Annotated in this window: 8 protein-coding genes; 7 read left to right on the forward strand and 1 reads right to left on the reverse strand. The window is 48.4% G+C overall.

The features are described 5' to 3' along the window. The first annotated feature begins 48 nt into the window (after positions 1–48). The 3 genes from prpC to prpF all read left to right on the forward strand — a co-directional run bounded on the left by prpC (position 49) and on the right by prpF (position 5,198). Positions 49–1,185, forward strand: a complete 1,137-nt coding sequence (prpC, locus tag FXF61_RS05310) for a 2-methylcitrate synthase (protein WP_151184283.1) — start codon at positions 49–51, stop codon at positions 1,183–1,185. Positions 1,186–1,294: 109 nt separating this feature from the next. Further along, complete coding sequence (acnD, locus tag FXF61_RS05315; protein ID WP_151184284.1) at positions 1,295–3,892, forward strand: Fe/S-dependent 2-methylisocitrate dehydratase AcnD; 2,598 nt, start codon at positions 1,295–1,297, stop codon at positions 3,890–3,892. 118 nt (positions 3,893–4,010) lie between these two features. Then, positions 4,011–5,198 (forward strand): 2-methylaconitate cis-trans isomerase PrpF, encoded by a 1,188-nt coding sequence (gene prpF / locus FXF61_RS05320; RefSeq protein WP_151184285.1) that lies wholly within the window; start codon positions 4,011–4,013, stop codon positions 5,196–5,198. A 315-nt stretch (positions 5,199–5,513) separates the two neighbouring features. On the opposite strand, the gene FXF61_RS05325 is transcribed toward prpF, so the two are convergent. Further along, on the reverse strand, positions 5,514–6,482 hold the full coding sequence (locus FXF61_RS05325) for an arsenic resistance protein (protein ID WP_151184286.1): 969 nt from the start codon (positions 6,480–6,482) through the stop codon (positions 5,514–5,516). Between the two features lie 308 nt (positions 6,483–6,790). Here FXF61_RS05325 and FXF61_RS05330 point away from each other — a divergent pair, with 308 nt between their 5' ends. The 4 genes from FXF61_RS05330 to proX all read left to right on the forward strand — a co-directional run bounded on the left by FXF61_RS05330 (position 6,791) and on the right by proX (position 11,786). After that, entirely contained in the window at positions 6,791–7,567 is a 777-nt protein-coding gene (locus FXF61_RS05330; protein WP_151184287.1) for a class I SAM-dependent methyltransferase, read from the forward strand. Between the two features lie 737 nt (positions 7,568–8,304). Continuing rightward, the gene (gene proV, locus FXF61_RS05335; protein ID WP_151184288.1) at positions 8,305–9,495 is read left to right on the forward strand and encodes a glycine betaine/L-proline ABC transporter ATP-binding protein ProV; all 1,191 of its coding nucleotides are present in this window, start codon (positions 8,305–8,307) and stop codon (positions 9,493–9,495) included. 2 nt (positions 9,496–9,497) lie between these two features. Continuing rightward, positions 9,498–10,697: a glycine betaine/L-proline ABC transporter permease ProW gene (gene proW / locus FXF61_RS05340; protein WP_151184289.1), complete on the forward strand. Its 1,200-nt coding sequence runs from the start codon at positions 9,498–9,500 to the stop codon at positions 10,695–10,697. Between the two features lie 78 nt (positions 10,698–10,775). Then, positions 10,776–11,786, forward strand: a complete 1,011-nt coding sequence (gene proX / locus FXF61_RS05345; protein ID WP_151184290.1) for a glycine betaine/L-proline ABC transporter substrate-binding protein ProX — start codon at positions 10,776–10,778, stop codon at positions 11,784–11,786. Positions 11,787–11,858 lie beyond the last annotated feature (72 nt).

Here is an 11,858-nt window from a genome sequence, read left to right on the forward strand (position 1 = left end):
TCGCTTGTTCGAGTGATAACCAATAATAAAAGTAAGAGGAATAATCTGATGACTGAAGCAAAGAAGAAAGTACTCAGTGGTGCAGGCCTGCGCGGCCAAGTTGCTGGACAAACCGCACTCTGTACTGTTGGTAAAGAAGGCGCTGGTTTAACTTACCGTGGTTACGATGTTCGCGACCTAGCTAAACATTGCAAAACCTTTGAAGAAGTGGCGTATTTGCTGCTTTACGGCCACCTGCCGAACCAAAGTGAAATCGATGCCTATCAGAAACGTTTACATGGCATGCGTGATTTGCCCGCAACACTAAAAGAAGTCTTAGAGCGCATTCCTGCTGATGCTCACCCGATGGATGTGATGCGTGTGGGTACCGCGATGCTGGGTACGCTAGAGCCAGAGCTGAGCTTTGAACAGCAGCTCGATGTGGTTGATCGCCTACTGGCTGCTTTCCCTGCCATTCTGTTGTACTGGTACCATTTCAGCCATGAAGGCAAGCGCATTGAGTGCACGACTGACGAACCTGATATTGGTAGCCACTTCCTTGCTTTACTGCATGGTAAATCACCCAGCCCGTTGCACCGTGAAGTGATGAACGTTTCACTGATTCTCTACGCAGAGCATGAGTTTAACGCCTCAACTTTTACTGGCCGTGTTTGTGCTTCAACCTTGTCTGATTTGTACTCATGCATTACTGGTGCAATTGGTTCGCTACGTGGACCACTGCATGGCGGTGCTAACGAAGCAGCGATGGATCTGATTGATCGTTTCAACTCGCCAGAAGAGGCCGTTGAAGAGCTGCGCGCGATGATCGCTCGTAAAGACTTGATCATGGGCTTTGGTCACGCTATTTATCGTGACTCTGATCCGCGCAACGAAGTGATTAAAGGGTATGCCAAGAAGCTGGCGGATGAAGTGGGTGATACAGTGATTTACCCCGTTTCAGAAGCTATTGAGAAGTTTATGTGGGACGAAAAGCGCTTGTTCCCCAATGCTGACTTCTTCCATGCCTCGGCTTACCGCTTTATGGGCATTCCAACTAAGCTGTTTACGCCTATTTTTGTTTGCTCGCGCGTGACCGGATGGGCTGCGCATGCCTTTGAGCAGCGCGCCAATAACCGCATTATTCGTCCAAGTGCGGAATATATTGGTGAAGAACAACGCCCAGTACCAGCGCTTGAGGCTCGCTAAGCGCTTGCGCGTTTAAGTTGATCCAGCAGCCAGCTGTGTTAAAGCACAGCTGGTTTTTGCGGTTGAGCAATTGGCGTATACATGTATATCTGAGGGATTTTAAAACATTATGAATACCGAATTCCGTAAAAAACTACCTGGCACAGCACTCGATTATTATGATGTGCGTGAAGCGGTTGATGCCATTGAACCGGGCGCTTATGCCAAGCTGCCTTATACCTCGCGCGTATTAGCCGAAAACTTAGTGCGCCGCTGCGAACCCAGTGAGCTTACGGATTCGCTCAAGCAGCTGATTTATCGCAAAAGTGATTTGGATTTTCCTTGGTATCCAGCGCGTGTTGTCTGCCATGACATCCTTGGCCAGACTGCATTAGTTGACCTTGCAGGTCTGCGCGATGCCATTGCTGACCAGGGCGGCGACCCCGCTAAAGTCAACCCTGTGGTGCCGACTCAGCTGATTGTTGACCATTCATTATCTGTTGAGCATGGTGGCTGTGATCCTGATGCCTTTGATAAAAACAGAGCCATTGAAGATCGCCGTAACGAAGACCGTTTCCATTTTATTGAGTGGACTAAAACTGCATTTAAAAACGTTGATGTGATTCCAGCCGGTAACGGCATCATGCACCAAATTAACTTGGAGAAAATGTCTCCTGTGATTCAGGTGCGTGACGGTATTGCTTTTCCTGATACCTGTGTTGGCACTGACAGCCATACGCCACACGTGGATGCTTTAGGCGTCTTGGCCATTGGCGTCGGCGGCTTAGAAGCAGAAACGGTGATGCTGGGCTTGCCATCGATGATGCGCCTGCCTGATATCGTTGGTGTCAAGCTATTAGGTGAGCGCCAGCCAGGCATTACGGCAACAGATATTGTTCTAGAATTAACCGCGTTCTTGCGCAAAGAGCGTGTAGTGGGTGCGTACCTCGAGTTCTTTGGTGAGGGTGCAGCGAGCTTATCGATTGGCGACCGTGCCACCATTTCCAATATGACCCCAGAGTACGGCGCAACCGCTGGTATGTTCTATATTGATGGACAAACCACTGAATACTTAACCTTGACGGGCCGCGAACCAGAACAAGTGGCTTTGGTTGAGAATTATGCCAAAGTGACAGGCCTGTGGGCTGACGACTTAAAAGATGTTGAGTACGAGCGTGTTCTGACCTTTGACCTGTCTAAAGTTGGCCGTAATATGGCCGGTCCTTCTAACCCGCATGCACTGGTTGCCACCAGCGACTTAGCAGCCAAGGGCATCGCTGGCGCGTGGGAAAAAGAAGAAGGCTTAATGCCAGATGGCGCAGTGATTATTGCTGCCATTACCAGTTGTACCAACACCAGTAACCCCCGCAACGTAGTGGCAGCGGCATTACTGGCCCGCAATGCTAATAAAATGGGTTTGCAGCGTAAGCCTTGGGTTAAATCCTCGTTTGCGCCTGGCTCTAAAGTGGCAGAACTGTACCTGCAAGACTCCAACTTACTCGGTGAGCTTGAGCAGCTTGGTTTTGGAATTGTTGGTTTTGCCTGTACCACCTGTAACGGCATGAGCGGTGCGTTAGATCCGGTGATTCAGCAAGAAATTATTGACCGTGATTTGTACGCAACCGCGGTATTGTCCGGTAACCGTAACTTTGATGGCCGTATTCACCCTTACGCCAAACAAGCATTCTTGGCTTCACCACCGCTGGTGGTTGCCTATGCGATTGCCGGTACTATCCGTTTTGATATTGAAAAGGATGCGTTAGGTCATGATAAAGACGGTAATCCGATTACCTTGAAAGATCTGTGGCCAAGTGATGCAGAGATTGATCAGATTGTCGCGGCCAGTGTTAAACCTGAGCAGTTCAATCAAGTCTATATCCCGATGTTTGATCTGGGCTCGATCAAGCAAGCGCCGAGTCCGCTGTATGACTGGCGTCCAATGAGTACTTACATCCGTCGTCCGCCCTATTGGGAAGGGGCTTTGGCTGGCGAGCGCACGATGAAGGGGATGCGCCCCTTGGCAGTTTTAGGTGACAACATTACCACTGACCACTTGTCGCCATCCAACGCGATTATGATGGACAGTGCTGCTGGTGAATACCTGCATAAAATGGGTGTGCCAGAAGAAGACTTTAACTCCTACGCAACCCACCGTGGTGACCACCTCACGGCGCAGCGTGCAACCTTTGCTAACCCAAAACTGTTTAACGAAATGGTCTTGGATGAGCAGGGTGAAGTGCGTCAAGGCTCACTTGCACGCATTGAGCCAGAAGGCACAGTGACGCGTATGTGGGAAGCCATTGAAACCTATATGGAGCGCAAGCAGCCGCTGATTATTGTCGCCGGTGCTGACTATGGTCAGGGTTCATCGCGTGATTGGGCGGCAAAAGGCGTGCGTTTGGCCGGCGTTGAGGTGATTGCTGCTGAAGGTTTTGAACGCATCCACCGTACCAACTTGATTGGCATGGGCGTGTTGCCGCTGCAGTTCTTTGACGGCACTACCCGCATCACCCTAGGCTTGGATGGTACTGAAACCTATGATGTGGAAGGTGAGCTTAAGCCGGGTAACACCATGACCTTAATCATTACCCGTCGTGACGGTAATATCGTGCGCGTGCCAATGCTCAGTCGCATCGATACTGCGGCCGAGCAGGTGGTTTATGAAGCAGGCGGTGTGTTGCAGCGCTTTGCGCAAGAGTTCCTTGCGGCAGAAGGTGCCGGTGCGTAATTTGCACTGATGCATGACCCAACCCGTTAAGTGAGTGTTCCTTGCTTAGCGGGTTTTTTCTAGTGAGCATTAAGTGCGCTCACTGCTATGTCTATATTTAAAGTAGGGCGTTTTCATTATGAGTCAGGTCCCACAAATTAAGATTCCTGCCACTTATATCCGTGGCGGCACCAGTAAAGGTGTTTTTTTTCGTATTGAGGATTTACCAGCAGCGGCGCAACAACCGGGAGCGGCACGTGATGCGTTGTTGCTGCGGGTGATTGGCAGCCCAGACCCTTACGGTAAGCAAACCGACGGTATGGGCGGTGCAACATCGAGCACCAGTAAAACTGTACTGCTGTCGAAAAGCAGCCAAACAGATCACGACGTTGACTATTTATTTGGCCAAGTCTCGATTGATAAGCCCTTTGTAGACTGGAGCGGTAACTGCGGTAACTTAACCGCTGCGGTGGGCTCTTTTGCTATTTCCAATGGCTTAGTCGCAGCCGATAAAATCCCAGAAAACGGCATCTGCACGGTGCGTATCTGGCAGGTCAATATTGAAAAAACCATTATTGCTCATGTCCCTATGACTAACGGCGAAGTGCAAGAAACCGGTGATTTTGAGTTGGACGGCGTGACGTTTCCAGCTGCTGAAGTGCAGATTGAATTTCTCGACCCAGCCGATGGTGACGGTGATGATGCCGCGATGTTTCCAACGGGTAATGTGGTTGATGATCTTGAAGTGCCAGGTGTTGGTACGCTTAAAGCCACGCTGATCAATGCGGGCATTCCAACCATTTTTGTCAATGCACAAGACATTGGTTACACAGGCACTGAGCTGCAGTCAGCGATCAATAGCGATAAAGAGGCATTGGCCAAGTTTGAACTGATTCGCTCACACGGCGCAGTAAGAATGGGCTTGATTAACGACGTTACCGAAGCGGCCGCGCGTCAGCACACACCAAAAGTGGCCTTTGTTGCGCCGCCAGCGAGCTATACATCTTCCAGCGGCAAAGAAATTAAAGCTGCTGATATTGATGTGTTGGTGCGTGCTTTATCCATGGGCCAGTTGCACCACGCAATGATGGGGACGGCAGCAGTGGCGATTGGGACTGCTGCAGCGATTCCAGGCACGTTAGTGAATCTGGCAGCTGGTGGTGCGGATCGCCAGGCGGTTAATTTTGGCCATCCATCGGGCACCTTGCGTGTTGGTGCAGAAGCTGCGCAAGAAAACGGCAAGTGGGTGGTGAAAAAAGCCATTATGAGCCGCAGCGCTCGTGTGCTGATGGAAGGTTGGGTGCGTATTCCAGGTGATTCGTTCTAAAGCAGGGTGTGTACATAGTTGATTTGTCGCCCACCGTCCGGGTGGTGTTTTCTCGTTAATGGGATCTGCTGCGCATGCGATTATCGTAGGGTGGGCATTTATGCTCACGGCTTCTAATCGCGGGCACGAGTGCCCGCCCTACCGTCCGGGTGGTGTTTTCTCGTTAATGGGATCTGCTGCACATACGATTATCGTAGGGTGGGCATTTATGCCCACGGTCCTAATCGCGGGCACAAGTGCCCGCTCAACCCCCCGATCTGCCATTTCGTAGCAAAATTAATGATTAAAATAGGTGCAGAATATTGGCTAGGCGCCTTACTTTTGCGGCTCCATTGGAAACAGCTTACCGGACAATTTCACATACCATGCTGCTGACTGCACTTGAATAATATAGGCCAAGGCAATCAGTAGTGCAGCTTGTGCACCAGCCTCACCGAAAGCAGTCATGGATAAGGCTAAGGCGATAGATAAGTTGCGCATTACTGTACCGTACACCAAGGCAATGCCATCACCGCGGTTTAAGCGCTTCTTAGCAATCACTGTACTGATAACATAGTTGATGCCATACAAGAGTAGCAGCGGGATAAATAAGCGTAGGATCAGGCTTGGTGAGTCGAGCAAGTCAGGGCCTTTCAGTGCCATAGCAACAAAGACAATGCCAAGTACACCTAGGCTAGAAAAAGCTGGGAATTTAGGTGCATAGTTTTTTTGAAAGCCCTCCACACCGTGTTTGCGTACCAGCAGCGTGCGGGTGATTTGTCCAGCGATTAAGGGAATGGCAATAAAAAGAATAATTTGCTGAAACACCAGCATAAGCTGCACTGGTATCTTTGAACCAAGCAAAAACTGCACATAAAAAGGTGTCAGCAACGACCCCATAAATAAACCAATGATGGTTAGCTTGATTGCTGCCGGTAGATTGCCTTTAGCAAAACCCGTCCATGAAATTGTCATGCCGCTGGTGGGCAATAGTGCAGCTAGCAGCAAGCCCAATGCTAATTCTGGCTGCTCTGCAAAAAAGATGCGACCTAAAAAATAGGCAACAAAAGGGATGCATAAAAAATTGATGGCGATGGCCCATAGCTGTACAGCGTTGTCTCCGGCCACCAATAGCTGCTTGGGCTTCACGCCGACCATCATCGGATACACCATTAAAATGGTTAAGGGCGCAATCAAAATACTGAGACTGGCTGTTGGTAGGGTCATGCCTGCTGCTAAACCCAGCAGTAAAAATAAGGGAATACTTAGGCTTAAATTTTTACTCAGCCAAGTGATGTACTTCATTTCGAGCTCCAAGTCATGGTTGTGTGGGTTACAGCTGCGCCACATAAATCAATACAGACAAATAGTATACATTTTAATATAGCGAGTATGTGCACTTTACAGCGCTCAATTAGCCTGTTAACTGTCTAATCCTCGTCCGCTATCAATAGGCTTAAGCTGCACATGTACCTCTCTAGGTATACAATGCTACGCACATATATGTGAATGTGCTAAATAGTCACAGGATGCTTGAGCTTAACGCTTAAAGATTATTGTGTAAGCCGTATGCTGGAGCATAGACCGAATTCTTAACCTGCTGGGTGTTCTTATTGTTTACTGACTTATCGTTTGAAGAGGGATTTAGCAAAGTGGATGCTGAACTGGATGTCATTTACGTACCAACCGATGAGCTCGTCGTAGAGGCTATGCTTAAAATGGCTGATGTCACAGCCAGCGATATTCTCTATGACCTGGGTTGTGGTGATGGGCGAATTGTTGTTGCAGCAGCCATGGAGCGTGGCGCCCATGCAGTGGGCGTTGATATGGACCCGCGGCGCATTGCTGAAGCCAACGCGCTGGCTGAAATGGTCAATGTTGAAGGCCGCGTGCAGTTTATTCAAGACGACTTGCTGACTGTTGATTTCAGTGAAGCCACAGTGGTGACCTTGTATTTGTTGCCATCGCTTAATGTAAAGCTCAAAGCACGAATTTTAAATGAGCTGCAACCCGGTGCTCGTATCATTGCGCACGCTTTTAATATGGGCAGGTGGCAGCCAGATGCCAAGCGTGCGATGGGTGGTGTGTATTTGTATAAGTGGGTTGTGCCTGCGCCGATGCAGGGCACATGGGAGTGGCTCAGTGCTAACGGTAAAATTTATCGCGTGGCGCTTGATCAAACGTTTCAAATGCTCAGTGGTCAGGCTTGGATCGATGATCAGCAGGTCGAGCTGCTAGAGGCTAAAATACTGGGCACTCGCGTTCGCTTAGTGATTCAAGCGGCTGTTACCGATGAGCCGGAGGTGTTTATGTCCTGTTATCAAAACGGTGTCTTACTGCCCGCTATTGATAGCAACCAAGTTTCTGCAGGCGTGAGAATGGAAGAGTAGGACCAAGTTCAAGTCGCTCTAATTGACTGTTGGATTTATGAGCATAGTAAGCTGTGCAATACGGCTGGTCATGTTAAATTTGAACGAATAAAAAAATAGCATAAATATATACGGATAATTACTTATAACTCCTTTGTTAAAAGTCTGCTGCGCGCGCAGGTGTATTATAATCAATTGTAAATTATGCAGTAAGTTGGTTGCGGATTATTAAGCTGATATCAAGAAATAATATAATCCCGTGTTTTAACTATTTACTGTAAGCTGGCTTGATCAACAATTGAGTCAGTGCTACACAAAGCTTACTGCGCCTGTTAGCGCTTTTTTTGATAAAAATTCAAATAACTCAATATTTCGATTACAAACATGTAATTGTGACTATTTGTGCGCCCTAGAAATGTTTGTATTGCTTTTTGTCATGTTTTAACCTAAAAACTGCCTTTTTTTAACAGAAAACCGTCAGCAATTTTGCAGGCATAGCATCAGTCGAGCATGTGATTTTGCAAAAAAAACAATCTTAGCAAAGCAGGTTTTATATAATTTTTGAATACTAATTATATAAGCTAAATCCGATAAAGAGACGAGCTAAAACGTCTAATATATTTTTATTTATATAATGGTTTTTAATGTGGTAGTGATTTGCTGCAATTGAGATGCTGCTTTTTTCATTAGCTCAAAACTTGGACACATAGCCTGATAAGTGTTTTAATTGTTCGCGTTATAGACAACAGGTTAGGCACATGACTGATAAAGTCGTCATTAAAAATGTATTCAAAGTCTTCGGAGATAATCCTAAGCAAGCAATAGAAATGGTCAAAGAAGGTGTTCCAAAGTCTGAGATTTTTGCGCAAACGGGGCAAACTGTAGGTGTTATGGATGCCTCTTTCACCATCAAGCAAGGTGAAATTTTCGTCATCATGGGCCTTTCTGGCTCAGGCAAATCAACGCTGGTGCGCTTACTCAATCGCCTGATTGAACCCAGTGCAGGTCAAATATTGATTGATGGACAAGACATTTCAGCGCTCTCAGATAAAGAGCTGCGTGAACTGCGCCGCCGCAAACTCAGTATGGTTTTCCAGTCTTTCGCGTTAATGCCCCACCTTAATGTTCTGCAAAATGCTGCCTTTGGTTTAGAACTGGCCGGCATGGATATCAAAGAGCGCAACCAGCGCGCCATGCAAGCCTTAGAGCAAGTCGGTTTAGAAACGGTGCACATGAGCTACCCTGATCAGCTGTCAGGCGGTATGCAGCAGCGTGTCGGCTTGGCTCGCGCTTTGGCCAACGATCCGGAAGTGATGCTCATGGATGAAGCTTTTTCGGCGCTTGATCCTCTGATTCGTACAGAAATGCAAGATGAGCTGGTTAAGTTGCAGAGCAAAGCACGGCGCACCATTGTTTTTATCTCGCATGATCTTAATGAAGCGATGCGCATTGGTGACCGTATTGCCATTATGGAGGGCGGGCGTGTAATTCAAGTGGGTACGCCAGATGAAATTCTCAATAACCCTGCCGATGATTACGTGCGTTCATTCTTCCGTAATGTTGATGTCACCACTATTTTGTCGGCTAAAGATATCGCCAGTAAGCAGCATGCGACTGTGATTGATCGTGAGGGTTTTGGCCCCACCGCAGCGATTGAGCTGTTGCGCCACAATGAGCGTGATTATGGTTACGTGATGTCGCCTAAGGGTGAGTTCTATGGCGTGGTGTCGCTAGAGTCTCTACTTAAAGCGGAAAAAAGCAGAGGAAGGCTGTCTGATGCCTTTATAAACGGCTATGAGCCACTGCAGCAAGATACCTTGCTCTGTGAAGTAATCGGCCGAGTGGCTAAATCTCCTTTTGGCTTGCCAGTGATTGATGAAGCAAAGCGCTACTTGGGTGTGATTACACGGGTTGCCATGCTGCGCGCACTTGATCGGGAGGAGGATTAATCATGACTGACACAACAACAAGTAATCCGTGGGCGACTACTGCAGACGTGAGTGAGTCTGCTGAGCCAGCTTCTAATCCGTGGGCGAGCAGCGACACAGCCAATGAACCAGCTGCCGATGCCAGCAACCCATGGGCCAGTGCTGATAGCGCGCCTGCTGCTGAAAGCGATGCCAGTAATCCGTGGGGCACAAGCGCGCCTGAAGAAACAGCTCAAGCAGCTGAGCCCGCAATGGACTGGCTCGCTGCAGTGCCGCAAGAAGAAAAAAGCTTCAGTTTACTGAACCCTTTTGATCACTACACCATCCCGTTACAAGACTGGGTTGAGTCAGGCTTGGGCTGGTTGGTGGATAACTTTCGTGGCGTGTTCCAAGCGGTGCGAGCGCCTGTCGATACGGTGCTGACCAGCGTTGAATCAACCCTTGGTGCTGCACCTGCGGTCTTGGTGATTGCCATTATGGCGTTGCTGGCTTGGCAGTTGTCGAGTAAGCGTTTAGCGCTGGCAACTGTTATTTCATTGACCCTGATCGGCTTTATTGGGGCATGGCATGAAGCCATGATCACCTTAGCCTTGGTGATTACCTCGCTTATTTTCTGCATATTGATTGGGCTGCCGACAGGTATTTGGCTGGCCCGCAATGATCGGGTTGCATCAGTGATGCGGCCGATACTTGATGCCATGCAGACCACGCCACCTTTTGTCTACTTAGTACCGATTGTGATGCTGTTTGGTATTGGTAACGTGCCAGGCGTGGTGGTGACCATTGTCTTTGCCTTGCCGCCTTTGATCCGCTTGACCAACTTAGGTATTCGTCAAGTACCAGAGGACTTGGTAGAAGCCTCGCGTTCCTTTGGTGCCAGTCCGCGGCAATTGTTGTTCAAAGTACAACTGCCACTGGCGATGCCGACCATTATGGCTGGTGTCAACCAAACACTGATGCTGGCACTGTCGATGGTGGTCATTGCTTCAATGATTGCGGTTGGCGGCTTAGGCCAGATGGTTTTGCGTGGTATTGGTCGTTTAGATATGGGTCTAGCCACTGTCGGTGGTTTAGGGATCGTGCTTTTGGCTATTATTTTAGACCGTATGACTCAAGCCTTAGGTGGTGATGAGCGCAGTTCTGGTGTGCGTCACTGGTACCAGCGTGGTCCCATTGGCTTAGTCATGAAACTGTTCGGCCGTCCTTCAGCCGATGCACCATAAAACGCTTGGGTTATTGCATAGCAGCTTGCTTGCGCTAACCCTGTGTTTAATAAATATAAATAAAATTAGGAGAATAATATGACTTCATCATGGTTAAAAACAGCAGGTTTAGGCCTGCTCGCTGCCGCAATGACCGCAAGTCTGAGTGTGCAGGCCAATGATAGGCCAGGCGAGGGTGTTGTTGTGACCCCGCTGAAGAGCTCCATTGCTGAAGAAACCTTTCAAACCTTGCTGGTCAGCCGTGCGCTGGAAGAGCTGGGTTTTGAAGTAGAAAAAATTCGTGAGCTCGAATACCCAGCAGCGCATATTGCGATTGCAAATGGTGATGGCACCTTTTTAGCTGACCATTGGTACCCGATGCACATCGACTTTTATGAGAAAGCCGGTGGCGATGACAAGCTGTTTCGTTCTAACGTCTATTCAGGCGGTGCTTTGAGCGGTTATCTGATCGACAAGAAAACATCAGATAAATACGGCATCACCAATATTGGCCAGCTTAAAGATCCAGAAATCGCCAAGCTGTTTGATAGCAACGGCAATGGCAAGGCTGACCTGACCGGTTGTCCTCCAGGTTGGTCATGTGAGCAGATCATTGAAAACCACATGGATGCCTATGGTTTACGTGACACAGTTGATCACAACCAAGGTTCTTACTCAGCCTTGATGGCGGGTACCATCGCTCAGTATGAGCGTGGTGAGTCAGTTCTTTATTACACTTGGGTTCCATACTGGATCAGTGCGGTGATGAAGCCTGGTGAAGATGTAGTTTGGATTCAAGTGCCATTCTCATCCTTGCCAGGTATTGGTACTGAGGCTGATACGTCATTGCCTGATGGTTCAGACTATGGTTTCCGTCCTAACACCCAGCACATTGTTGCTAATAAAGCATTCGTAGAAAAGTACCCTTCTACCCAAGCGTTATTTAATGCAATGGAGTTGTCGAGTGCCGATATATCTGCACAGAACTTGGTTATGCGTAATGGTCAGGATAAAGAAGCAGACCTTATCCGTCATACCGATCAGTGGATTAAAGCCAACCGTGCCACATTTGACGGCTGGTTAGCAGCAGCGCGCGCAGCGGCTAAATAAGCCAAAGCTGAGGCAACTTAAAAACCCCATTGCCGCGAAATTAATGTGGCAATGGGGTTTTTTATTGGCTGG

Origin of the sequence: Pseudomonas sp. C27(2019), assembly GCF_008807395.1 — a bacterium.
GTDB lineage: Bacteria > Pseudomonadota > Gammaproteobacteria > Pseudomonadales > Pseudomonadaceae > Denitrificimonas.

Coding starts and splice junctions, on each gene's coding strand:
- FXF61_RS05325 (WP_151184286.1), bottom strand. CDS start 6,482: ATGAAGTACATCACTTGGCTGAGTAAAAATTTAAGCCTAAGTATTCCC.
- prpF (WP_151184285.1), top strand. CDS start 4,011: ATGAGTCAGGTCCCACAAATTAAGATTCCTGCCACTTATATCCGTGGC.
- prpC (WP_151184283.1), top strand. CDS start 49: ATGACTGAAGCAAAGAAGAAAGTACTCAGTGGTGCAGGCCTGCGCGGC.
- proV (WP_151184288.1), top strand. CDS start 8,305: ATGACTGATAAAGTCGTCATTAAAAATGTATTCAAAGTCTTCGGAGAT.
- acnD (WP_151184284.1), top strand. CDS start 1,295: ATGAATACCGAATTCCGTAAAAAACTACCTGGCACAGCACTCGATTAT.
- proW (WP_151184289.1), top strand. CDS start 9,498: ATGACTGACACAACAACAAGTAATCCGTGGGCGACTACTGCAGACGTG.
- proX (WP_151184290.1), top strand. CDS start 10,776: ATGACTTCATCATGGTTAAAAACAGCAGGTTTAGGCCTGCTCGCTGCC.